A 23,966-nucleotide genomic window follows, 5' to 3' on the forward strand; every position below is an offset into this window, starting at 1 on the left:
CCGCTGCCGGGTTTCCCGCTACCAGGCCGACGGCGGCCCGTACGACTGCGTAGGCGGCGTCGACTGCGCAGGCGGCGCCGGCTGGGTGGGCAGCGTGTGCTGCGCCGGCATCTCCACCGTGCCCGCCCCCGGGCCCTGGCCGGGCCCCCGGCCCGCGCGCCGCCGCGCGAGCAGCGTCCAGACCCCGAGCCCCAGCACCAGCACCGTGCCCGCGCCGATCCCGCCGACCGCGACCAGCACCATCGTGCCGTCGCTCCTCGCGCCGCCAGGACCGCCCGCCCCGCCGCCGCCGTCCAGCGCGAAGTCGCCCGCGGGCCCGTCGTACCCCGGTCCGGCGGTGGCCCGGCCCTCGATGTTCACCTGCACCGTCAGCCCGTACGGCTTGTCCCCGAACTCCTCGCCCACCTGGGGATTGAGACTGACCCTCAGGTAGTACCAGCCGGCGAACCGCATCTCCTTGTCCCCCGTACGGGAGCCGAAGCGGTTCTCGTACGCCACCGGCGGCAGCGGATCGAGCGCGGTGGTCTTCTGCTTGCCGTTGTACGACATCGCGCCGGTGCTGTCGACGAGTCCCCGCGCCGGGTTGTAGAGGGACATGGTCAGAGCGCCTGTCACAAAGCCTCTGCCGTCGGAGCTGCCCAGATCGGCGCCGGCGAAGAGCTGCTGTCCCCAGTCCACCGGCACCTTGTAGAAGAGCGATTCGCCCGGCTCGATCCGTGTCGTCCACTCGCCGTCGGCCAGCCCCTGCGCGTCGAAGAAGCTGGTACCGCCCTCCCGCTCCCTCGGCGCGCCCTCAGCCGGACCGGGAGAGGCGCTCGGCCACTCCGAAGGCGCCTCGGAGGGGCCACCCGCCGTCGTGAGCCCCGGCTCGGAGACATGGCGGATCTCCAGCTCCCACGGCTCGGGCGTGGAGGTGTCATCGCTGGTCCGCTCGATGACGACGTAGTAAGGACCGGCCTCCTGGCAGGAGTACGCGCCCGCCTCGATCATCCGGTAGGCATAGGCCGCGAGCGGCCTGGGGAACCGGCCGGCCGAGCCGAACTGCGCGTCGTTGGAGCTGCAGTCACCGCCCCGGCGGTCCTGGAGCGAAACCTTGATCCTGTCCCCGTAGGCGACCGTCGTACCGAGCTGGGGCACGGCCACCGCCGAAACATAGGCGTTCGTCGTAGCGTCGAGATTCAGCCGGTAGACGAGCTTGCCGCCGGGCAGGATCGAGTCCCGGTAGGTGGCGCCCGGGTCCAGCGGCCGCGCGTCGCTCGTGGTCGCCGCTCCCTCGATCCGCCGTGCCCCGGGATCGAAGACATACGGGCTCGGCTCGCCGACCGCCGCCCAGGACTGCCCCGGCAGCGCCATCACGGCGCAGACCGCCGCCGCCGCGCACATCACCGCCGCCCCGGCCGACGCCACCCGGCCCCTGCTGCGCTGCCACTTCACGCGCTTCCCCTCGCCCTCTCGGCCTTCGCGCGCCGCGGCGGGCGCGACGCGCGTCCATCCTGCCCCGGCGTTCCCGCCGCTGTCCCCCCACACCGGCCCACCCACACGCTTTGCTCACGCAAGCGAAGGATTCACGCCAGTGAACGCATCAGCACAAAGCCCCACCCGCGAAAAGCCCTGATACGAAGCCCCGATACGAAGCCCTGATACATAGCCCTGATACGCGGCTCCCGGCACTCAGCTCCCGGAACCACAAAGCCCCTCGCCCGAACCCCCGGCAGCACGAAGCCCCGGCCGCGCAAAGCCCCCGGCAGCACGAAGCCCCGGCCGCTCGGCGGCCGGGGCTCCCATATCAGGACTGTTGGTCTCACACACCCGAACCTGCGGGCACGGAGTCGGTCGCCTCCGTCCACAGATCCTGCTCGGCGCGATCCGCCTGGATCTGGCGGTACACGAGGAGCCCGCCAATGGCGGCCAGTGCGATCAGGAGAAGCTTCTTCACCGCGCGACCTCGTCTTTCCTTGACGTAGGGGACTTCTGGCGCCCGACTATACACACCGACCGATACCGATCGGTGACCTGTCCGCGACCCCACTCCAGCCTTCATCAGGCGGAAATCGCAGTCGATCGGAAGAACTACGAAATGCAATCGGGCCCATACGGAGGCGTTCCGTACGGACCCGATTGTCGCGGTGGGGCTAACAGGATTTGAACCTGTGGCCTCATCCTTATCAGGGATGCGCTCTAACCAACTGAGCTATAGCCCCGCGCTGCCCCTGAAGATTAGCGCACTCCAGGGCCAGCCCCAAAATCGATACCCGTCGCTCACTCGTCCTCGGCGAGCGTGAGCTCGACACCGCCCACGAAGCCGGCCGACAGGTTGTAGATGAAGGCGCCGAGCGTCGCCAGCGCCGTCGCCAGGACCACGTCGATCACCGCGATGACCGACGTGAAGATGAGCACCCGCGGCAGCGACAGGAACGACTGGAGATCGAAGCCGTTGCTCTCGTTCGAGCCCGTGGCCTCGCTGATCGTTCCGCCGACCGTCGAGAAGACGCCCATCGCGTCCATGACCATCCACAGCACCGCGGAGGCGACGACGGTGCAGACGCCCAGTGCGATGGAGAGCAGGAAGCTCACCTTCATCACCGACCACGGATCTGCCTTCGCCACCCGCAGCCGGGCCTTGCGCGTCCGCGGAGTCGTCCGCGCGCCCGTCCTCGGACGGCGTACGGCCGTGGTCGCGGCCGTACCACCGGCCAGGGGCGCGGACGCCCCTGCCATGCCCTGCGGCGGCCCCTGCTGTCCGCCCTGCGTTCCCCCGCCGGGCGAGGGATACGCCTGCGGCGGGTGATAGGGCTGCGCGGTCGGCTGCGACTGCTCAGCGCCATAGGTTTCGTACGGAGGCTTGTGCCCCCGGGTATCGGTCACCGTTACCCCCTGGGAGTCCGTGGCAGGGCCACGGGCAACGTTCGCTCCGGAAGCGGCCGATCCGGCGCCCGTGGCTCCACTCACGCTCTACTCCTCGTGCTCCCCGGCCGAGGACGGATTGTCCTCGGCGACGACCTCGGCCGTACCCGCCTCATCGGTCCCCGGGTCATCGGTCCCGTCGACCTCTTCCGCCTCGCGGCCGGCCTCGGCATTACGCGCGATCCCGACGACGGCATCGCGCTTGCCCAGATTGATCAGTTGGACGCCCATGGTGTCACGGCCCGTCTCCCTGACTTCGTTGACTCGCGTGCGAATCACACCGCCGCCGAGGGTGATGGCAAGGATCTCATCCGTTTCCTCCACCACCAGCGCGCCGACGAGCGATCCGCGGTCCTCCACGATCTTGGCGGCCTTGATTCCGAGTCCACCACGACCTTGGACGCGATACTCGTCCACGGCGGTTCGCTTCGCGTACCCGCCATCTGTGGCGGTGAAGACGAACGTACCGGGCCTGACGACATTCATCGACAGCAGTTCGTCGCCTTCGCGGAAACTCATCCCCTTGACACCCGATGTGGCTCGCCCCATCGGACGCAGGGCATCGTCCGTAGCGGTGAACCGGATCGACTGGGCCTTCCTGCTGATGAGCAGCAGATCGTCCTCGGCCGAGACCAGTTCGGCGCCGATCAGCTCGTCGTCGGCGCCCGCCTCGGTCTCCCGGAGGTTGATCGCGATGACACCGCCCGAACGGGGCGAGTCGTAGTCCTTCAGGGGGGTCTTCTTCACCAGACCCGCCTTGGTCGCCAGGACCAGATACGGCACCGCGTCGTAGTCCCGGATGGCCAGGATCTCGGCGATCCGCTCGTCCGGCTGGAAGGCGAGAAGATTGGCCACATGCTGACCCCGGGCGTCCCGGCCCGCGTCCGGCAGCTCGTACGCCTTCGCGCGGTAGACCCGGCCCTTGTTCGTGAAGAACAGCAGCCAGTGGTGGGTCGTCGAGACGAAGAAGTGGTCGACGATGTCGTCTTCCTTCAGCTTCGTGCCCCGTACGCCCTTGCCGCCGCGCTTCTGCGAGCGGTAGTCGTCGGTCTTCGTACGCTTCACATAGCCGCCACGCGTGATGGTGACGACGATGTCCTCCTCGGCGATCAGGTCCTCGATGGACATGTCACCGTCGAAGGGCACCAGCTTCGAACGCCGGTCGTCGCCGAATTTGTCGACGATGACGGCCAGTTCCTCGCTGACGATCTGACGCTGCTTCTCCGGCGAGGCCAGGATCGCGTTGTACTCGTTGATCTTCAGCTGGAGCTCGTCGTGCTCCGCGACGATCTTCTGCCGCTCCAGGGCCGCCAGCCGGCGGAGCTGCATCTCCAGGATCGCGTTCGCCTGGATCTCGTCGATCGCGAGCAGCCCCATCAGGCCCGTACGCGCGGTCTCGACCGTGTCACTGCGCCGGATCAGCGCGATGACCTCGTCGATCGCGTCGAGCGCCTTGAGCAGACCGCGCAGGATGTGCGCCCGCTCCTCGGCCTTGCGCAGCCGGAACTTCGTCCTGCGGACGATGACCTCGATCTGGTGCGTCACCCAGTGGCGGATGAACGCGTCCAGGGAGAGCGTGCGCGGCACGCCGTCGACCAGCGCCAGCATGTTCGCGCCGAAGTTGGTCTGAAGATCGGTGTGCTTGTACAGATTGTTCAGTACGACCTTGGCGACCGCGTCCCGCTTCAGGACGACGACCAGCCGCTGGCCCGTACGCGAGGACGTCTCGTCGCGGACATCCGCGATGCCGCCGATCTTTCCGTCCTTGACGAGATCGGCGATCTTCTGCGCGAGATTGTCCGGATTGGTCTGGTACGGAAGCTCCGTGACCACCAGGCACTGGCGGTTCTGGATCTCCTCGACCTCGACCACCGCGCGCATCGTGATCGAACCGCGGCCCGTGCGGTACGCGTCCTCGATGCCCTTGCGGCCCACCACCAGCGCGCCGGTCGGGAAGTCCGGGCCCTTGATCCGCTCGATCAGCGCGTCGAGCAGTTCCTCGTGCGTGGCCTCGGGGTGCTCCAGCGCCCACTGGGCACCGGCCGCGACCTCGCGCAGATTGTGCGGCGGGATGTTCGTGGCCATACCGACCGCGATGCCGGCCGAGCCGTTGATCAGCAGATTCGGGAACCGCGCCGGCAGGACCGTCGGCTCCTGGTTACGGCCGTCGTAGTTGTCCGTGAAGTCGACGGTCTCCTCGTCGATGTCCCGGAGCATCTCCATCGACAGCGGCATCATCTTGCACTCGGTGTACCGCATGGCCGCGGCCGGGTCGTTGCCCGGAGAACCGAAGTTGCCGTTGGAGTCCACCAGCGGCATCCGCATCGACCACGGCTGCGCCAGCCGGACCAGCGCGTCGTAGATCGAGGAGTCGCCGTGCGGGTGGTACGTACCCATGACGTCACCGACGACACGGGCGCACTTGTAGAAGCCCTTCTCGGGCCGGTAGCCGCCGTCGTACATCGCGTACAGCACCCGCCGGTGGACGGGCTTGAGCCCGTCCCGTACGTCCGGCAGCGCGCGCGACACGATGACGGACATCGCGTAGTCGAGATACGAGCGCTGCATCTCCGTCTCGAGCCCGACCGGCTCGACGCGGACGGTCAGGCCCTCCACGGCGGTGGCGGTCTCCGGGGCGCCGGGATCGGGGACGGCGGGTGTGTCAGGGGTGTCAGGGGTGTTCTCGTCGGCCATTGCTGGTCAGTGTTCCTTTCGGCCTTTTCGAATCCGTGAGCTGAGATCCGTCGGCTGTGACCGACTCAGATGTCGAGGAAGCGGACGTCCTTGGCGTTGCGCTGGATGAAGGAGCGCCGCGCCTCGACGTCCTCGCCCATCAGCACCGAGAACAGATCGTCGGCCTGGGCGGCGTCGTCCAGGGTGACCTGGCCGAGCACGCGGTGGTCGATGTCCATGGTGGTGACCCGCAGCTCCTCGGCGTTCATCTCGCCCAGACCCTTGAAGCGCTGGATCGAGTCCTCGCGGATGCGCTTGCCGTTCTGCTTGCCCAGCTCGACCAGGGCGTCGCGCTCGCGGTCGGAGTACGCGTACTCGAAGTCGTCCCGGCCCCACTTGATCTTGTAGAGCGGCGGACGCGACAGATACACGTGCCCGGCCTCGACCAGCGGCCGCATGAAGCGGAACAGGAACGTCAGCAGCAGCGTGTTGATGTGCTGTCCGTCGACATCGGCGTCCGCCATCAGGATGATCTTGTGATAGCGGAGCTTCTCGATGTCGAAGTCCTCGTGCACACCCGTGCCGAACGCCGAGATCAGCGCCTGCACCTCGGTGTTCTGGAGGATCTTGTCGATCCGCGCCTTCTCGACGTTCAGGATCTTGCCGCGGATCGGCAGGATCGCCTGGTACATCGGGTTGCGGCCGGATTTCGCGGAACCGCCGGCGGAGTCACCCTCGACGATGAAGATCTCGCACTTGGACGGGTCGTTGGACTGGCAGTCGCTCAGCTTGCCGGGCAGCGACGCGCTCTCCAGCAGGCCCTTGCGACGGGTGAGGTCGCGCGCCTTACGGGCGGCGACCCGGGCCGTGGCGGCCTGGATCGACTTGCGGATGATGTCCGCCGCCTCGTTCGGATTGCGGTCGAACCAGTCCGTCAGATGCTCGTGGACGACCTTCTGGACGAAGGTCTTCGCCTCGGTGTTGCCCAGCTTGGTCTTCGTCTGGCCCTCGAACTGGGGCTCGCCCAGCTTCACCGAGATGATCGCCGTCAGACCCTCGCGGATGTCCTCACCGGTGAGATTGTCATCCTTCTCGCGCAGGAACTTCTTCTCGCGCGCGTACCGGTTGACCAGGCCCGTCAGAGCGGCCCGGAACCCCTCTTCGTGCGTACCGCCCTCATGCGTGTGGATGGTGTTCGCGAACGAGTAGACGCCCTCGCTGTACTGCGCGTTCCACTGCATCGCGATCTCGACGGAGAGCAGCCGCTCCTTGTCCTCGGCCTCCACGTCGATGACCGTCGGGTGGATCAGCTCGCCCTTGCGCGAGTTGAGGTACTTCACGAAGTCGACGATGCCGCCCTCGTAGTAGTACTTGACCGTACGGGCCGGCTCCTCCGCCGTGCCCTCGGCGACGTCCGTGCCCGCGACGTCGGCGCCGACGACGGCCTTGGCCGACTCGCGCTCGTCCGTCAGGGTCAGGGTCAGGCCCTTGTTGAGGAAGGCCATCTCCTGAAAACGGCGGGACAGCGTCTCGAAGGAGTACTCCGTCGTTTCGAAGATGTCCGAATCTGCCCAGAAGGTGACCGACGTACCCGAGTCGCCCGTCTCCTCGTTGCGGAGCAGCGGGGCCGTCGGCACACCGAGCTTGTAATCCTGCGTCCACCGGTAACCGTCGCGCTTGACCTCGACCGCGACCTTCGACGACAGGGCGTTGACGACCGAGACACCGACGCCGTGCAGACCGCCGGAGACGGCGTAGCCGCCGCCGCCGAACTTGCCGCCCGCGTGCAGCACCGTGAGCACGACCTCGATGGCCGGCTTGTTCTCGGACGGAACGATGTCCACCGGGATACCGCGGCCGTTGTCGATCACGCGCACCCCGCCGTCGGCGAGGATGGTGACGTCGATGGTGTCCGCGTGCCCCGCCAGGGCCTCGTCGACGGAGTTGTCGACGACCTCGTACACCAAGTGATGCAGTCCACGCTCACCGGTCGAGCCGATGTACATACCGGGCCGCTTGCGGACCGCGTCGAGGCCCTCCAGCACGGTGATGGCACTGCCGTCGTACGAGGCGGTGACCTCGCCGTTCTCACCAGTGGCGATGGACGGAGTCTTCTCATTGGGGTTGCCGGAATCGGCCACGAAGCGCCCTTTCTGGCACAGCACAGGCCGTTCTCCGAGCAAGCGGGGACCGGCTGCGTCGTTCGGCTTGTGTCAGCATCTGTTGACGGTTCCCGCAAGCGCAGCGGGATTTCCCATCAGTCTACCGGTAGCGCCGACCCGAATGGGGGTTTGCCGGTACCTGAGTCCGCATGTGCCGCCCTGAATGAGCGCCCGCCGACTCCCCATATTCGGGAAGGGGCTCCAAGAGGCTCACACGGGCATAGGGCGCTTCGGGCTGTCAACCTCCCACTACGGTGAGGGACACTGCGGTTTCCCCGGGCGCTCTCGCAGGTCGGCGGGGCCGGACGGGAGCGGGGCGGGGGGCCGGAAAGAGGCCGAAGGGGGACGGGATTTGTCCCACGTCAGGAAGGGTTCCCCTCCTCACGTCAAAGCTGATCCACTCACTCACTCACCCGTACGGGTAAGGCCGCGCGCGGCGGCTCTCAGCAGGGCGTACGGCGTACGGCGGGAGGCAGGTCGTACGACGGGAGGCCGTGCGGGCGGGAAGCCGTGCGGGCGGCCCGGAAGCCCTGGGCGTCGGCCCCACAGCGCGGCAGGGCGGCCGACCCGGGCTCGGTCCCTGCGCCGGTCCTCGACAGCCGGTCCTCGCAACCGATCCATGCGGCCGGTTCGTGCGGCCGGACATCCGGTCCGTGCGGTCGGCCGGTGCGGCCGGCCCTTGGGGCGGCGATCAGCCGTAGGTGTCGCCCGGTCCCTTGCTGCCCGGCGCGCGCAGGCGTCCGTACCGCTGCGGCGGGCCGCCGGGCCCCAGCACCTTGATCATCCGTACGGTGCCATGGCCCAGATCCTCGTTCAGCCGGGCCACCAGCCGGGGCGCCAGCAGCCGCAGCTGCGTCGCCCAGGCCGTCGAATCGCACTGGACCGTCAGGACCCGCTCGTCCTTGCCCTCGTCGTACCGCTGCGGCACACAGTGCTTCGCCACGTCCTCGCCGACGATCTGCGGCCAGCGGCCCATCACCCCGCCCACGGCGGCCGGTGTCTCCCAGCCCCGCTCCGTGATCAGCCGGTTGATCGCCGCGCCGAGCGGCAGGGGATCGCGTCCGTCGGCCCCGGCGCCCGACCGCAGCCCGCCGCCCCACCGGGCCTGCTTCTTCTGCTGTACGGCGGCTCCGCGCGCCCGCGCCTGCTCCTTGGCCGCGCGCAGCGCGACCCGCGCCAGGTCCACACCGGAGGACTCGGGCACCGGCGGCCGCGCCGTGCCGGGCGGCCCGGTGGGCAGCTCCATGGGCGGTTCCGAGCCTCCGAGGCCGGTCATACGCGCTCCACCGCGCCATCGGCCACCAGGAAGCGGGCGCCCGCCAGCACCCCGGGGACATCGTCGTCCACCGCCGCGGTCACCAGCACCTGCTCACCCGGAACCACCAGTTCCGCGAGCCGCTCCCGCCGCCGCGCGTCCAGCTCGGCGAACACGTCGTCCAGCACCAGCACCGGCTCATTGCCCTCGGCGCGCAGCAGATCGTACGAGGCCAGCCGCAGCGCCAGCGCGTACGACCAGGACTCGCCATGGCTGGCGTATCCCTTCGCGGGCATGCGGCCCAGATTCAGCACCAGGTCGTCGCGGTGCGGACCGACCAGCGTCACTCCGCGCTCGATCTCCTGCTTGCGCACTCCGGCCAGGGCGGCCAGAAGCTGGGCGTACAGCTCGTCGCGCGTATGCGCGGACGCGGCGGCGGCGCGCGTGTCCACACCCACGCCGATGTCCACGCCCGGGACCGGGTCCGCGCCGGAGGCCGCGAGGCCGGCCGCGGTGGCGTCGAGGGCGACGGCGTCCAGGGCGGAGGAACGGTACTCCAGCGCCACCGGACCGCCCCCGGGCGCCAGTTGCTCGTACGCCTTGTCCGTGAGCGGCTGAAGGGTCGCGATCAGATCGACCCGCTGCGCCAGCAACTCCGCCCCCGCGCGCGCGAGATGCTGGTCCCATACGTCCAGCGTGGAGAGATCCATGCCACGCCCGCCGTGCCGCCGCGCCATCGCCGCCGATTTCAGCAGGGTGTTGCGCTGTCGGAGCACCCGCTCGTAGTCGGAGCGCACCCCAGCCATCCGGGGAGAGCGCGCCGTGATCAGTTCGTCGAGGAACCGGCGGCGCTCGCCCGGATCGCCCTTCACCAGCGCCAGATCCTCCGGCGCGAACAGCACGGACCGTACTATCCCCAGCACATCACGCGGTCTGACCTGCGAGGACCGATTGATACGGGCGCGGTTGGCGCGGCCGGGATTCAGTTCGAGCTCGATCAGCTGCGAACGCTCGCCCTGGGTGACCGCGGCCCTGATCACCGCGCGCTCCGCACCCATCCGCACCAGCGGGGCGTCGGACGACACCCGGTGGCTGCCGAGGCTGGCCAGATAGCCGACGGCCTCGACCAGATTGGTCTTCCCCTGCCCGTTCGCCCCCACGAAAGAGGTCACGCCCGGATCGAGCGGGACCTCGACCCGGGCGTAGGAGCGGAAGTCGGCCAGCGACAGGTGCGTGACATGCATGGGTGTGCGTCGGCCTCCCCCGGCTCGGTGCTCTGCTTCTTCCGCTTTTCCGCTTTTCCGCTACTTCGTCGGTTCGTTCGACTCGACCGAATGACCGCCGAACTGGTTGCGCAGCGCCGCGACCATCTTCATCTGCGGCGAGTCGTCCTGCCGGGAGGCGAACCGCGCGAACAGCGACGCGGTGATCGCGGGCAGCGGCACCGCGTGGTTGATGGCCGCCTCGACCGTCCACCGGCCCTCGCCGGAGTCCTCCGCGAAGCCACGCAGCCGGTCCAGATGCTCGTCCGCGTCCAGGGCGTTGACCGCCAGGTCCAGCAGCCAGGAACGGATGACCGTGCCCTCCTGCCAGGAGCGGAAGACCTCCCGGACATCGGTGACCGAGTCGACCTTCTCCAGCAGCTCCCAGCCCTCGGCATAGGCCTGCATCATGGCGTACTCGATGCCGTTGTGGACCATCTTGGCGAAGTGGCCCGCGCCGACCTTGCCGGCGTGCACGGAGCCGAAGTCGCCCTCGGGCTTGAGCGCGTCGAGGATCGGCTGCACCTGCGCCACATGCTCCGGGGTACCGCCGTACATCAGCGCGTAGCCGTTCTCCAGGCCCCAGACACCGCCGGAGACACCGCAGTCGACAAAGCCGATGCCCTTGATACCGAGCTCGACGGCGTGCTTCTCGTCGTCCGTCCAGCGGGAGTTGCCGCCGTCGACCACGACATCGCCGGGGGACAGCAGCGCGGCCAGTTCGTCTATGGTCGCCTGGGTCGGGGCACCGGCCGGCACCATCACCCAGATGGCCCGAGGACCCTTGAGCTTGCTCACCAGCTCCTGAAGGCTGTGCACATCGGCAAGGTCCGGATTGCGGTCGTATCCGATGACGGTGTGGCCCGCGCGGCGGATGCGCTCGCGCATATTGCCGCCCATCTTGCCGAGACCGATGAGACCGAGCTCCATCAGGGATTCCTTAAGCGTTGAGGCGATTGCGTACCCGGATCCGAGCCTACGCCCGGACCCGGCCACTCACCTGTGGGGTCAGCCGCTCAGGCGTACCGGCATGATCAGGTACTTGTACGCCTCGTCCGCCTCGGCGTCGACGGCCGGCCGGCCGCTGAGCAGCGCCGGCTTGGTGGAGGTGGTGAACGAGAGCTGAGCCACCGGGGAGTCGATCGCGCTCAGACCGTCCAGCAGGAAGGTCGGGTTGAAGGCGATCGAGATGTCGTCGCCCTCCAGCTGCGCGTCGACCCTCTCCACAGCCTGTGCGTCGTCGCTGGAACCGGCCTCCAGGATCAGCACGCCCTGTTCGAAGCTGAGCCGCACCGGGGTGTTCCGCTCGGCGACCAGGGCCACGCGCTTGACGGCCTCGACGAACGGGGCGGTCTCGATCACCGCGACCGAGTTGAACTCGGTGGGGAACAGCGTGCGGTACTTCGGGAGATCGCCTTCGAGCAGCCGGGTGGTGGTGCGCCGCCCGGCGCCCTCGAAACCGATCAGCCCCTCACCGGCACCGGACCCGGAGAGCGCCAGGGTGACCGTGTCGCCGTTGGTGAGCGCCTTGGCGGTGTCCAGCAGCGTCTTGGCGGGCACCAGGGCGACCGCGGAGATCTCCGGGGACTCCGGCTTCCAGAGGAACTCACGGACCGCGAAGCGGTAGCGGTCGGTCGAGGCCAGGGTGACCGTGTCGCCCTCGATCTCGATCCGTACGCCGGTCAGCACCGGCAGCGTGTCGTCACGGCCCGCGGCGATGGCGACCTGGGAGGCGGCCGAGGCGAAGATCTCGCCAGGGACGGTGCCGGTGGCCGTGGGCATCTGCGGCAGCGCCGGGTACTCGTCCACAGGAAGTGTGTGGAGCGTGAAGCGGGAGGAGCCGCAGACCACGGTCGCCCGGACACCGTCCGTGGAGATCTCCACGGGGCGGTTGGGCAGGGCGCGGCAGATGTCGGCGAGGAGCCGGCCGGAGACGAGGACGGTGCCGTCCTCCTCGACCTCGGCGTCCACCGAGACCCGTGCCGAGACCTCGTAGTCGAAGCTGGAGAAGCTGAGAGCGCCGTCCTCCGCCCTCAGCAGAAGGCCCGCAAGTACGGGCGCCGGCGGACGGGCCGGGAGGCTGCGGGCCACCCAGGCCACCGCCTCCGCGAGTACATCGCGCTCCACCCGGATCTTCACCGGAACCGCCTCCTGCTGTTGCTGGCTCGCCCTGCTGGCCTTCGTCGTCGGCTGTGATGCCGGGGACCAGTCTGACGTACGGCGCCGACACTCGGCGCTGCTGCGGGTCAAGTCGAGGCGACGGGCGCCGGAGGCTCGGGGGCCGAGTTGTGCACAGGACCCGCTTCCAAGCAGATTCCCCGGTAACTCTAAGTGGGAGTAGTAGTAGGGCCTGTGGAAACCGTGGATAACGTCGTTTCCGCAGGTCAGGCCTACTTTTTTGTCCACCGACCCTGTGGGCGCGCACGGTGGACAACTCAGTGATTCTGTGGACGCGCGAAAGTTCTGCACATTCGATGCACAGGACACAGGGACTTCTCCCCAGACCCGTCCCCAGCTTTACCCAGGTTCCCCACAGCCCAATCCGCCTCCTTGGTGTGACGCCTTTCACTCGACTCAGCGATCCCGGGCGTTTCGTTGCCGAACAGTGGACAGGGATGTGGACAGGCTGTGGGCAACGGGCGCCTGCCTGTGGGCCGCCGGTGGACAACCGCGGCCGCGCCCTGTGGAAGATTTTTTCGTCCACAGTCTGTGGAGCGGCGTCAGCCACAATTCCACAGGGGCCTGACCTGGCCTGATGGTTCTCCGATGGCGGAGCCTGTGGACACAGTCTGAACAACTTCGTGGTCCCCAGGCTGTGGACGGAAGATCGCTCCCCGATCTGTGGAGAAGACCCTCGGGCCGGCGCTGATTCGAACAGCCCTGGAGCGAGACCGACGCGCCGGCGAGGTCGCCAGGAGGCTCGGGACAGGACGCGAGGGGCCCGCGGCGGTGCCTCGGGGCATGACAAAGGGCGCCCGGGACCGTCTCGGACGGTGTCCCGGGCGCCCTTCGCCGGCGGGCGGCGCGGCGGCTGAGCCAGCCCTGTCAGGCGTGTAAGGCGGTGAGGAGTGTCAGGCGTGTCAGGCGTGTCAGGCGTGTCAGGCGTCGGTCGCGGCGGCCGTCCTCAGCCGTTCTTGATGCGGTTCGTGAGCTCGGTGACCTGGTTGTAGATGGAGCGGCGCTCGGCCATCAGCGCCCGGATCTTCCGGTCCGCGTGCATCACCGTCGTATGGTCACGGCCGCCGAACTGCGCACCGATCTTGGGCAGCGACAGATCGGTCAGCTCCCGGCAGAGGTACATCGCGATCTGGCGGGCCGTCACCAGCACCCGGCTCCGGGAGGAGCCGCAGAGGTCCTCCACCGTCAGACCGAAGTAGTCGGCGGTCGCCGCCATGATGGCCGCGGCGGTGATCTCCGGGGAGGAGTCCTCACCGCCCGGGATCAGATCCTTGAGCACGATCTCGGTGAGACCCAGATCCACCGGCTGCCGGTTGAGCGAGGCGAACGCGGTGACCCGGATGAGCGCGCCCTCCAGCTCGCGGATATTGCGCGAGATCCGGGAGGCGATGAACTCCAGCACCTCCGGAGGCGCGTTGAGCTGCTCCTGCACCGCCTTCTTACGGAGGATCGCGATACGCGTCTCCAGCTCGGGCGGCTGCACATCGGTGGTCAGCCCCCACTCGAAGCGGTTGCGCAGCCGGTCCTCGAGGGTGATGAGCTGCTTGGGCGGCCGGTCCGAGGACAGCACGATCTGCTTGTTGGCGTTGTGGAGCGTGTTGAAGGTGTGGAAGAACTCCTCCTGCGTCGACTCCTTGCTCGCCAGGAACTGGATGTCGTCGACCAGGAGGATGTCGACATCGCGGTAGCGCTTGCGGAAGGTGTCGCCCTTGCCGTCACGGATCGAGTTGATGAACTCGTTCGTGAACTCCTCCGAGCTGACATATCTGACGCGGGTGCCCGGGTAGAGGCTGCGTGCGTAGTGCCCGATGGCATGGAGCAGATGCGTCTTGCCGAGCCCGGACTCCCCGTAGATGAAGAGCGGGTTGTACGCCTTCGCCGGCGCCTCGGCGACGGCGACCGCCGCCGCGTGCGCGAACCGGTTGGACGCGCCGATCACAAAGGTGTCGAAGAGGTACTTCGGGTTGAGCCGGGCATGCGGCTCGCCGGGGCCCGGCGCCGGGGCGGGCTGGGCGCCGAGCGGTCCCGGCGCTCCACCGCGGGGACCGCCGTGCGGACCACCGCCGGGCCCTCCCCCGGGTCCGCCGCCGGGTCCGCCGCCGTGGCGTGGTGATGGCGGCTCCTGGAGATCACGCCGGTCGGGACGCTGTTCGTACGGCGAGGGATCGAGCCCCTGGGGCTGCCGGTAGTCGTGCGGCTGCTGCGGGCGCACGGTGGCGTACGGATCGTGCTCCTGGTAGCCGCCGAGCCGGGGCTGCTGCCAGGACAGGTCCTCCTGGGTACGCGGCCAGGCGCCGGGGTCGGGGCGCTGCTGCTGGTAGTCCGGGTAGGCGGGGCGCACCGAGGGCATGCCGTCGTCCGACGGGCGGTGCCCGTAGGAGTCGTATGTATCGCCCTGCCGCTGCTCGTCGTGGAGCGGCCCCTGGTACCGGTGCTGCTGAGGTACGGCCGGGGCCGGTGGCGTGGGCTCGGCCGCCGAGTCGTCGACGGTGATGGCGATCCGGATGGGCCGGCCGCACTCATGGCTCAGGGTCTCGCTGATGAGCGGGGCGAGCCGCCCCTCCAGGACGCGCTTTCCCCATTCATTGGGGACGGCGAGCAGCGCGGTGTCGGCGACGAGTGCCAGAGGCTGGCAGCGTTCGATCCACTGCTTGTCCTTGGGCTCGACGCCCTGCTGGCCCTCCCTGAGGAGTTGCTCCAGCACTCGTGGCCACACTGCGGCAAGATCGGCAGGTACATCAGCCACAAGGCACGCTCTCTCGCAGGTCCCACGAATGTGTGGTTCTCGGGACGGGGTGGGAAGACCGGCAGGAAATGAAGCCGGAGTTCAGCCACGGTAGTCACGGCGGCCCACGCGGTTCAAGTTGTTGTCCACAGCCTGTGCACAATGGAGCCCGGCATGGAGCTGGTTTGACCGGATGGCGTAGCCGCGCGTACCGTGACCAGGTCGAGTTGTCGATGGCTGCTGCCGCCTGCCTCCGATGGGCAAAGATCACGATCTGTGGTTGTGAAGCGGTGCACTCGGGCGTAAACGCGAGCTAATCGTGGGCGCACGGTGACAGCCAGGCGATGTCCCGCCATCACACCCATCATCTCTGGAGCCCCCGAGTGAGCAAGCGCACCTTCCAGCCGAACAACCGTCGTCGCGCCAAGACCCACGGCTTCCGGCTGCGGATGCGTACCCGTGCCGGCCGCGCGATTCTCGCGTCCCGCCGTGGCAAGGGTCGCGCCCGTCTGTCCGCCTGATCGCCGTCAGGTCATGACGTGCTGCCTACCGAGAATCGGCTGAGGCGGCGCGAGGAGTTCGCGACCGCGGTACGCCGAGGACGCCGGGCCGGACGCCCGCTTCTTGTCGTCCATCTACGTAGCGGTGCAATGGACCCGCACGCGCCTGGGGAGAGCGCCTCCCCGACGCGTGCGGGTTTCGTCGTAAGCAAGGCCGTGGGCGGTGCCGTCGTACGTAACCAGGTGAAGCGCAGACTTCGTCATCTGATACGCGAACGACTGCCCGAGCTGCCCCCCGGTAGCCTGGTTGTCGTACGGGCGCTGCCCGGAGCGGGTGACGCCGACCATGCACAACTGGCCCGAGACCTGGATGCCGCTCTCCGGCGGCTGCTGGGAGGGGGCACGCGATGAAGTACCCGCTGCTGGCTCTTATCAAGCTGTACCAGTGGACGATCAGCCCGCTGCTGGGGCCCGTCTGCCGGTACTACCCGTCGTGTTCGCACTACGGATATACGGCCATCGACCGGCATGGCGCGGTGAAAGGCACGGCGCTGACCGCTTGGCGCATTCTGCGGTGCAATCCGTGGTCGCCGGGCGGTGTGGACCATGTCCCATCGCGCAAGCGCCCACGGTGGCACGAACTGCTGCGCAATGCGTGGCGCGGCAGTAGGGGCGGGCACTCCGCCGCTGGCGTGCCTTCCGGGGGATCGGCCCCCGAAACTCCCAGTCCAGCCGCAGAGACCTCGCCCAAAGCTCAAGGAGCCTGATTAGTGGACACGATTGCCAGTCTCTTCAGTTTTATCACCACACCTGTTTCATGGGTCATTGTCCAGTTCCACGCGCTGTACGGGACGATCTTCGGCCCTGACACGGGCTGGGCCTGGGGACTGTCCATCGTGTCCCTGGTGGTGCTGATCCGGATCTGTCTGATTCCGCTCTTTGTGAAGCAGATCAAGTCGACCCGGAATATGCAGGTGCTCCAGCCGAAGATGAAGGCGATCCAGGAGCGCTACAAAAACGACAAACAGCGTCAGTCCGAAGAGATGATGAAGCTGTACAAGGAGACGGGTACCAATCCGCTCTCCTCATGTCTTCCCATCCTGGCGCAGTCACCGTTCTTCTTCGCCCTGTACCACGTGCTCTCCAGCATCGCGAGCGGCAAGACGATCGGTGTCATCAACCAGTCGCTGCTGGACAGCGCGCGTCAGGCGCATATCTTCGGCGCCCCGCTGGCCGCCAAGTTCACCGACAGCAGTGACAAGGTCGCGTCCCTGAGCGCCTCGCTGACCGATGTGCGTGTGGTCACCGCGATCATGATCGTTCTGATGTCGGCATCGCAGTTCTACACCCAGCGCCAGCTGATGACCAAGAACGTCGACCTGACGGTCAAGACGCCGTACATGCAGCAGCAGAAGATGCTCATGTACATCTTCCCGCTGATCTTCGCCGTCACCGGTATCAACTTCCCCGTTGGTGTGCTCGTCTACTGGCTGACCACCAACGTGTGGACCATGGGCCAGCAGATGTATGTGATCAACCAGAACCCGACGCCGGGCAGCAAGGCGCAGGACCAGTACCTCCAGCGGCTGCTCAAGAGCATCACCTCCCACAGCGAGGTCCGGTCCCGTCGAAAGCGCAATGTCGTGAAGGCCATCGTGGCCAAGGGGCCCGACCGCAACGACAACGAGCGCAAGTTCGTCACGGGCCTGGCCAAGGTGGGTCTGGCGGTCCAGGCCGACGGCACCGTGATCAAGAGCGAGACCACCTCCGCCGAGGCCGAGTCCGGTGCTGCGGCGAGGCGGCAGCCCAAGCGCCAGACCAAGGCACAGCGACAGGCCGCCGCCGCTGCCCACCCGGGTATGGAGAAGCCGGCCGAGGCCAAGGACTCCGAGGCCGCCGACGACGTGGCGAAGACCTCGTTGCAGAAGAAGGACGAGCCGCAGGACACCAAGTCCAAGCCGACGGGCAAGCCTGCCGCCGGTTCCGCACGCCAAGCCAAGTCGGGGCAGCGCAATAAGGGCCAGCAGCGGCCCAAGCACCCGTCCAAGAAGTAAGAAGGAGTCCATCCGTGACGGAAGGCACCATCTCCGCCGCCGAGGGGGGCGACACCCTGACCCGCCTGGAGCAGGAAGGGGAGATCGCGGCCGACTACCTCGAAGGTCTGCTCGATATCGCTGATCTCGACGGCGATATCGACATGGACGTCGAGGCCGATCGGGCCGCGGTCTCGATCATCAGCGACTCGGGCGGCCGGGATCTGCAGAAGCTGGTGGGACGTGACGGTGAAGTGCTGGAGGCGCTTCAGGAGCTGACACGGCTCGCGGTCCACCGGGAGACCGGGGACCGCAGCCGGCTGATGCTGGATATCGCGGGCTTCCGGGCCAAGAAGCGCACCGAGCTGGCCGAGCTGGGTGCCAAGGCCGCGGACGAGGTGAAGAGCACCGGCGAGCCGGTGAAGCTGAACCCCATGACACCCTTCGAGCGGAAGGTTGTGCATGACGCGGTCGCCGCCGCGGGTCTGCGCAGCGAATCCGAGGGCGAGGAGCCCCAGCGCTTCGTCGTGGTGCTCCCGGCCTGATCGGTCCATCGCTTTCCGGCCCCGTCTGTTCCGCAGGCGGGGCCGATTTTTGCCAGCCTGATAGTCAGCCACCGGTCGGTGGTTCGGTATGGAAGGACGGTTCCCGTGACGGAGGCAGCAGAGCTTCCCCCTGCACCGGACGCGGCGCGTACGGTTTTCGGTGAGTTCTTTCCCGAGGCCGTGCGCTATGCGGAGCTGCTGGCGGACGCGGGGGTCAAGCGCGGTCTGATCGGTCCACGTGAGGTACCTCGGCTGTGGGAGCGGCATCTGCTGAACTGCGCGGTGCTCTCCGAGGTGGTGCCCGAGGGCGTGATGGTCTGCGACGTCGGTTCGGGGGCGGGCCTTCCTGGGATTCCACTGGCCCTGGTGCGGCCGGATCTGAAGATCACGCTGCTGGAGCCGCTGCTGCGGCGGACCAACTTTCTTCAGGAAGTGGTCGAGCTGCTGGGCCTGGACCATGTGACCGTGGTGCGTGGCCGTGCCGAGGAGGTCCTCGGCACGCTTCAGCCGGTGCATGTGGTGACCGCGCGTGCGGTGGCTCCGCTGGACCGTCTGGCGGGCTGGGGGGTGCCGCTGCTCCGTCCGTACGGCGAGATGCTGGCGCTCAAGGGCGACACGGCCGAGGAGGAGATCAAGGGAGCCCGCGCGGCATTGAGCAAGCTCGGTGTCGTGGAGACCTCGGTGCTCCAGGTCGGAGAGGGTATCGTCGATCCGCTGGCCACCGTGGTGCGGGTCGAGGTCGGGGAGAGTCCCGGTGGGGTGAGGTTCGCGACGAAGCGGGCCAAGGCCGCCCGAGCAGGTCGTGTGCGGCGACGCCGCTGAGCCGTACCGGTCTGCGCCGTCTACCGGTGGTGCTCCATACAAGCTGCCCTGCCTATGCAGTGCGGAGTGTCGTGACGATCTGGACCTGCGGCGCGTGCATCGTGTTTCACGTGAAACGTCGCTCACTGCTGCAGGGAATCATCGGCCGTGGCCGCGAGGCTTCCACTCCACGCGGACGAAAGCCCCTCGTAAGGGGCACGGGGTTGTCCACAGATGTGGATTCATCCACAGAACCACGGGCCTCGCTGGTTCGCGACCCCGAAAGCATGGCAGGCTCTCTTCATTGCGAGTCTGAAGTCGAGGAGAGTGAATCCTTGCGGTCCGACGCCAACATCGCGGGACCGATGACCGATCCGGTCCCCGGTCCCCGCACCGAGTCGGCGGGGGAGGATGTTTCACGTGAAACACCGCCCCCGATGGACGACACCCCCATTGGTCGCGCTGCCCAGCTGGCGGTAGAGGCACTGGGCCGAGCCGGCGAGGGTCTGCCCCGTCCTGAGCAGACGCGTGTCATGGTCGTTGCCAATCAGAAGGGCGGCGTTGGGAAGACCACCACCACGGTCAACCTTGCCGCTTCTCTAGCGCTCCATGGCGCGCGCGTGCTGGTGATCGACCTCGATCCTCAGGGCAACGCCTCCACGGCGCTCGGTATCGACCATCATGCCGAGGTCCCCTCGATCTATGACGTCCTGGTGGAGAGCAAGCCACTCTCCGAGGTGGTCCAGCCGGTCCCGGACGTCGAAGGTCTCTTCTGTGCCCCCGCCACCATCGATCTCGCCGGTGCGGAGATCGAGCTGGTGTCGCTGGTGGCACGGGAGAGCCGACTTCAGCGGGCGATCGAGGCGTATGAGCAGCCGTTGGATTACATCCTGATCGACTGCCCGCCCTCTCTCGGTCTGCTGACCGTCAATGCGATGGTCGCCGGTGCAGAGGTGCTGATCCCCATTCAGTGCGAGTACTACGCGCTGGAGGGGCTGGGTCAGCTATTGCGGAACGTCGACCTGGTGCGGGGGCATCTCAACCCCACGCTGCATGTGTCGACGATCCTGCTCACCATGTACGACGGCAGGACACGGCTCGCCTCACAGGTGGCGGAAGAGGTACGGAGTCACTTCGGCAAGGAGGTGCTGCGGACGAGCATCCCTCGGTCCGTACGTATCTCGGAGGCACCGAGCTATGGCCAGACGGTGCTGACGTACGATCCGGGATCCAGTGGATCCCTGTCCTATCTCGAAGCCGCCCGCGAAATCGCACTGAGGGGGGTCGGGGTGCACTATGACGCCCAGCAGGCCCATGTGGGCAGCCAGAACAGTCAGCAGAGTATGTCGGAGGGGATCCAGTGAGCGAGCGACGTAGAGGGTTGGGGCGTGGGCTCGGTGCGCTGATCCCTGCCGCTCCGCAGGAGAAGCAGGTGCCCGCTCCAGGAGTGGCCCAGGCGCCTCCCGGAGCGGCTCCGGTACTGACCGCGGACCGTGGTGTGGCCGCCGCCAAGGTGACCTCACTGCCGCAGGCCGCCATGGCACCGGAGGCCGAGAGGGTCATACAGGAGTCCGAGGAGGCGCCCGAGCCCGTAGCGAGCGCCGGGGCGCACTTCGCCGAGGTGCCGATCGGCTCCATCACGCCGAACCCCCGTCAGCCGCGTGAGGTGTTCGATGAGGACGCCCTGGCCGAGCTGGTCACCTCCATCAAGGAGGTGGGTCTTCTCCAGCCCGTCGTCGTACGGCAGGTGGGACCGGAGCGCTATGAGCTCATCATGGGTGAGCGGCGCTGGCGGGCCTGCCGGGAGGCGGGTCTGGAGCGTATTCCGGCGATCGTCCGTGCGACGGACGACGAGAAGCTGTTGCTCGACGCGCTGCTGGAGAATCTGCACCGCGCCCAGCTCAACCCGCTGGAAGAGGCCGCGGCGTACGACCAGTTGCTCAAGGACTTCAACTGCACGCATGATCAGCTCGCCGACCGGATCGGGCGCTCCCGTCCGCAGGTCTCCAATACGCTGCGGCTGCTCCGGCTCTCTCCCCCCGTGCAGCGCAGGGTCGCGGCCGGAGTGCTGTCGGCCGGTCATGCGCGGGCTCTCCTGTCGGTGGACGACTCCGAGGAGCAGGACCGGCTGGCGCATCGCATTGTGGCCGAGGGGCTCTCGGTGCGTGCTGTCGAAGAGATCGTGACGCTGATGGGCTCGCGTCCGCAGAGCACGCCCAAGGCGAAGGGACCGAGGGCTGGTGCCCGGCTGTCGCCGGCGCTCACCGATCTGGCATCGCGTCTCTCGGACCGCTTCGAGACCAGGGTGAAGGTCGATCTGGGGCAGAAGAAGGGAAAGATCGTTGTCGAGTTCGCCTCGATGGACGATCTGGAACGGATTCTCGGCACCCTCGCTCCCGGCGAAGGGCGCGTCCTGGACAAGGGACTCTCCGGGGACACCGGGGAGGACGACGACGAGAGCTGAGGTTCTCGCGCTGCTGTCGGGCGGGCCGTGTTCCATGCTTACCGGAACACAGCCCGCCCTTTGCTGTCCCTCGGTGTGCCAGGTAGCTCTGGGTGGATACGATGCGTTCTGGTATGGCGCATCCACCTTGATCACCTCAGAAGGAGAACGAGGGCCATGCGATCGGTGAGTCGCAGTCAACTGGTGTCAGCAGGGTTGAGCCTTGGGGTGATCGGCGGCTTCGCCGGTGGCCTGCTTCGGGAGTGGAGTGCACTGACAGCCGCCCGTGGCTCGGCAGGCGAAGGAAGTGGAGAACAGCCTTCATGGGGCGTCGGCTCGTACCGCTCACGCTGGACAACCTTCCGGATCTCCCCAAGCGCTGTCGTGCGTGTGTCTTCTGGGAGCTCGATCCGGTCAGCGGAGAAGCCGCGGTAAGAGCCGGCAGATCGGAGACGGAGAAAGAGGCCTGGATCTCGGCTGTCCTGCTGGAGTGGGGATCCTGTGGCCGTGTCGTCTATGTCGACGATCTGCCGGTGGGCTTTGTGCTCTACGCACCCCCGGCATATGTGCCGCGCTCGATGGCCTTTCCGACGAGTCCTGTCTCTCCGGACGCGGCTCAGCTCATGACCGCCTGGATCAAGCCGGGCTATCAGGGGCAAGGGCTCGGCCGGGTGCTGGTGCAGACCGTGGCCAAGGATCTGCTGCGGCGAGAGTTCAAGGCGATCGAGGCGTTCGGCGATGCCCGCTGGAAAGAGCCGGCCTGTGTGCTGCCCGCGGATCATCTGCTGGCGGTGGGCTTCAAGACCGTACGTCCCCATCCACGACATCCTCGGCTGAGGCTGGAGCTGCGTACGACGCTCTCCTGGAAAGAGGATGTGGAGCTGGCGCTGGACCGGCTGCTGGGCGCGGTGAAGAAGGAACCGGCGCTCCGCCCGCTCTGAACGCTCCGAGCGGAACGGAAACGGGCCCGTTCCCCCAGTCGGGGGAACGGGCCCGTTTCACGTGAAACATTGGAGCCGGCCGTCGGCCGGCGCCGCTTACTCGCCGATGAAGCTCTCCAGGTCGCGCACCAGGGCGGCCTTGGGCTTGGCACCGACGATGGTCTTGGCGACCTCGCCGTTCTGGTAGACGTTCAGCGTCGGGATGGACATGACGCCGTACTTGGCTGCGGTGGCCGGGTTCTCGTCGATGTTGAGCTTGACGATCTCGATCTTGTCACCGTGCTCCGCGGCGATGGCCTCGAGGGACGGCGCGATCTGGCGGCAGGGTCCGCACCAGGCGGCCCAGAAGTCCACCAGTACGGGCTTGTCGCTCTTGAGGACATCCTGCTCGAACGACTCGTCGGTCACATGCTTCAGGTCGCCGGCCACGGCGGCCTCCTTCGGTTTGTGGGGTGTGGGTCGGTACAGAGGTTCAGACGGTGGCGGTCTTCTCCGGCTCGGCGTGCTCGCTGTCGCTCAGCGCGGCGAGGAAGCGCTCGGCGTCGAGAGCCGCGGAGCAGCCGGTGCCTGCGGCAGTGATCGCCTGACGGTAGGTGTGGTCCACGACATCACCGGCGCCGAAGACACCGGACAGGTTGGTCCGTGTCGACGGAGCGTCGACGGTGAGGTAGCCCTCGCTGTCCAGATCGAGCTGGCCCTTGAACAGCTCGGTCCGCGGGTCATGGCCCACCGCGATAAACAGACCGGTCACCGGGAGAGCCGAGAGCTCGCCGGTCTTGGTGTTGCGGAGGGTCAGACCGGAGAGCTTCTGATCGCCGTGGATCTCCGCGACCTCGCTGTCCCAGGCGAACTTGATCTTGGGGTCGGAGAAGGCGCGGTCCTGCATGGCCTTGGAGGCACGCAGACTGTCCCGGCGGTGGACGATCGTGACGGACTTGGCGAAGCGCGAAAGGAAGGTGGCTTCCTCCATCGCGGTGTCGCCACCGCCCACCACGGCGATGTCCTGATCCTTGAAGAAGAAGCCGTCGCAGGTGGCACACCAGGAGACGCCGCGACCGGAGAGAGTGTCCTCGTTGGCCAGGCCGAGCTTGCGGTGCTGGGAGCCGGTCGTGACGATCACGGCCTTCGCCCGGTGTACCGCACCCGCCGTGTCGGTGACCGTCTTGATGTCACCGGTGAGGTCGACGGAGATGACATCGTCCGGGACGAGCTCGGCACCGAAGCGCTCCGCCTGTGCCCGCATGTTGTCCATCAGGTCCGGGCCCATGATGCCGTCGCGGAACCCCGGGAAGTTCTCCACATCGGTGGTGTTCATCAGCGCACCACCAGCGGTGACGGCGCCCTCGAAGACCAGCGGCTTCAGCGATGCACGCGCGGTGTACAGCGCGGCCGTATAGCCGGCGGGCCCGGAGCCGATAATGATCACATTGCGGACGTCGCTCACGGGATTCTTCCTCGTCTCTGCAGACTGCCTACTGGGGCCGGATCAACGACTTGCACCCCATCCAACGGATCCTACGGGTCCCGCATTCCCGAGGCTCCCC

Annotated in this window: 21 protein-coding genes and 1 tRNA gene; 9 read left to right on the plus strand and 13 right to left on the minus strand. The window is 67.7% G+C overall.

Going from position 1 to position 23,966, the window contains the following annotated elements; all coding sequences use genetic code 11:
- Positions 1 to 18: 18 nt before the first annotated feature.
- From OG214_RS19660 to dnaA, 11 genes are all read right to left on the minus strand, one after another.
- Positions 19 to 1,434 (minus strand): hypothetical protein, encoded by a 1,416-nt coding sequence (locus OG214_RS19660; protein WP_405985479.1) that lies wholly within the window; start codon positions 1,432 to 1,434, stop codon positions 19 to 21.
- 367 nt (positions 1,435 to 1,801) lie between these two features.
- Positions 1,802 to 1,936, minus strand: a complete 135-nt coding sequence (locus OG214_RS19665) for a DLW-39 family protein (RefSeq protein ID WP_208857699.1) — start codon at positions 1,934 to 1,936, stop codon at positions 1,802 to 1,804.
- Between the two features lie 191 nt (positions 1,937 to 2,127).
- A tRNA-Ile gene (locus OG214_RS19670) sits at positions 2,128 to 2,201 on the minus strand.
- 58 nt (positions 2,202 to 2,259) lie between these two features.
- The gene (locus OG214_RS19675; RefSeq protein ID WP_365902168.1) at positions 2,260 to 2,865 is read right to left on the minus strand and encodes a DUF3566 domain-containing protein; all 606 of its coding nucleotides are present in this window, start codon (positions 2,863 to 2,865) and stop codon (positions 2,260 to 2,262) included.
- Positions 2,866 to 2,952: 87 nt separating this feature from the next.
- On the minus strand, positions 2,953 to 5,598 hold the full coding sequence (gene gyrA, locus OG214_RS19680) for a DNA gyrase subunit A (protein WP_363079881.1): 2,646 nt from the start codon (positions 5,596 to 5,598) through the stop codon (positions 2,953 to 2,955).
- A gap of 65 nt (positions 5,599 to 5,663) precedes the next feature.
- Positions 5,664 to 7,742 (minus strand): DNA topoisomerase (ATP-hydrolyzing) subunit B, encoded by a 2,079-nt coding sequence (gene gyrB / locus OG214_RS19685; RefSeq protein ID WP_363079882.1) that lies wholly within the window; start codon positions 7,740 to 7,742, stop codon positions 5,664 to 5,666.
- A gap of 688 nt (positions 7,743 to 8,430) precedes the next feature.
- Positions 8,431 to 9,015: a DUF721 domain-containing protein gene (locus OG214_RS19690; RefSeq protein ID WP_405985480.1), complete on the minus strand. Its 585-nt coding sequence runs from the start codon at positions 9,013 to 9,015 to the stop codon at positions 8,431 to 8,433.
- Positions 9,012 to 10,238, minus strand: coding sequence for a DNA replication/repair protein RecF (gene recF, locus OG214_RS19695; protein ID WP_405985481.1), 1,227 nt, complete (start codon positions 10,236 to 10,238; stop codon positions 9,012 to 9,014). Before recF ends, OG214_RS19690 begins: the two co-directional genes overlap by 4 nt.
- Positions 10,239 to 10,298: 60 nt before the next feature.
- The gene (gene gnd / locus OG214_RS19700; protein ID WP_405985482.1) at positions 10,299 to 11,186 is read right to left on the minus strand and encodes a phosphogluconate dehydrogenase (NAD(+)-dependent, decarboxylating); all 888 of its coding nucleotides are present in this window, start codon (positions 11,184 to 11,186) and stop codon (positions 10,299 to 10,301) included.
- Positions 11,187 to 11,264: 78 nt separating this feature from the next.
- Entirely contained in the window at positions 11,265 to 12,395 is a 1,131-nt protein-coding gene (gene dnaN / locus OG214_RS19705; RefSeq protein ID WP_363079886.1) for a DNA polymerase III subunit beta, read from the minus strand.
- Between the two features lie 985 nt (positions 12,396 to 13,380).
- A complete protein-coding gene (gene dnaA, locus OG214_RS19710; protein ID WP_405985483.1) occupies positions 13,381 to 15,180 on the minus strand; it encodes a chromosomal replication initiator protein DnaA in 1,800 nt (599 codons plus the stop codon).
- A gap of 362 nt (positions 15,181 to 15,542) precedes the next feature.
- On the opposite strand from dnaA, the gene rpmH reads away from it, so the two are divergent.
- The 9 genes from rpmH to OG214_RS19755 all read left to right on the plus strand — a co-directional run bounded on the left by rpmH (position 15,543) and on the right by OG214_RS19755 (position 22,422).
- A complete protein-coding gene (rpmH, locus tag OG214_RS19715) occupies positions 15,543 to 15,680 on the plus strand; it encodes a 50S ribosomal protein L34 (protein WP_003949374.1) in 138 nt (45 codons plus the stop codon).
- An 18-nt stretch (positions 15,681 to 15,698) separates the two neighbouring features.
- Positions 15,699 to 16,070, plus strand: a complete 372-nt coding sequence (gene rnpA / locus OG214_RS19720) for a ribonuclease P protein component (protein ID WP_363079888.1) — start codon at positions 15,699 to 15,701, stop codon at positions 16,068 to 16,070.
- Positions 16,067 to 16,426, plus strand: coding sequence for a membrane protein insertion efficiency factor YidD (yidD, locus tag OG214_RS19725; RefSeq protein WP_405985484.1), 360 nt, complete (start codon positions 16,067 to 16,069; stop codon positions 16,424 to 16,426). Before rnpA ends, yidD begins: the two co-directional genes overlap by 4 nt.
- 3 nt (positions 16,427 to 16,429) lie before the next feature.
- The gene (gene yidC / locus OG214_RS19730; protein ID WP_363079891.1) at positions 16,430 to 17,713 is read left to right on the plus strand and encodes a membrane protein insertase YidC; all 1,284 of its coding nucleotides are present in this window, start codon (positions 16,430 to 16,432) and stop codon (positions 17,711 to 17,713) included.
- Positions 17,714 to 17,727: 14 nt separating this feature from the next.
- Positions 17,728 to 18,237: a R3H domain-containing nucleic acid-binding protein gene (locus tag OG214_RS19735; RefSeq protein ID WP_093594279.1), complete on the plus strand. Its 510-nt coding sequence runs from the start codon at positions 17,728 to 17,730 to the stop codon at positions 18,235 to 18,237.
- 105 nt (positions 18,238 to 18,342) lie between these two features.
- A complete protein-coding gene (gene rsmG / locus OG214_RS19740) occupies positions 18,343 to 19,059 on the plus strand; it encodes a 16S rRNA (guanine(527)-N(7))-methyltransferase RsmG (protein ID WP_363079892.1) in 717 nt (238 codons plus the stop codon).
- A gap of 266 nt (positions 19,060 to 19,325) precedes the next feature.
- Positions 19,326 to 20,402, plus strand: coding sequence for a ParA family protein (locus OG214_RS19745; protein WP_363079919.1), 1,077 nt, complete (start codon positions 19,326 to 19,328; stop codon positions 20,400 to 20,402).
- Positions 20,399 to 21,502: a ParB/RepB/Spo0J family partition protein gene (locus OG214_RS19750; protein WP_405985485.1), complete on the plus strand. Its 1,104-nt coding sequence runs from the start codon at positions 20,399 to 20,401 to the stop codon at positions 21,500 to 21,502. Before OG214_RS19745 ends, OG214_RS19750 begins: the two co-directional genes overlap by 4 nt.
- A gap of 302 nt (positions 21,503 to 21,804) precedes the next feature.
- Positions 21,805 to 22,422 (plus strand): GNAT family N-acetyltransferase, encoded by a 618-nt coding sequence (locus OG214_RS19755; protein WP_363079894.1) that lies wholly within the window; start codon positions 21,805 to 21,807, stop codon positions 22,420 to 22,422.
- Positions 22,423 to 22,518: 96 nt separating this feature from the next.
- Here OG214_RS19755 and trxA read toward each other — a convergent pair whose 3' ends face one another.
- Complete coding sequence (gene trxA / locus OG214_RS19760; protein WP_217307651.1) at positions 22,519 to 22,851, minus strand: thioredoxin; 333 nt, start codon at positions 22,849 to 22,851, stop codon at positions 22,519 to 22,521.
- Positions 22,852 to 22,894: 43 nt separating this feature from the next.
- Positions 22,895 to 23,866: a thioredoxin-disulfide reductase gene (trxB, locus tag OG214_RS19765; RefSeq protein WP_363079895.1), complete on the minus strand. Its 972-nt coding sequence runs from the start codon at positions 23,864 to 23,866 to the stop codon at positions 22,895 to 22,897.
- Positions 23,867 to 23,966: the final 100 nt, after the last annotated feature.

Origin of the sequence: Streptomyces sp. NBC_00872 (assembly GCF_045161915.1) — a bacterium.
GTDB lineage: Bacteria > Actinomycetota > Actinomycetes > Streptomycetales > Streptomycetaceae > Streptomyces.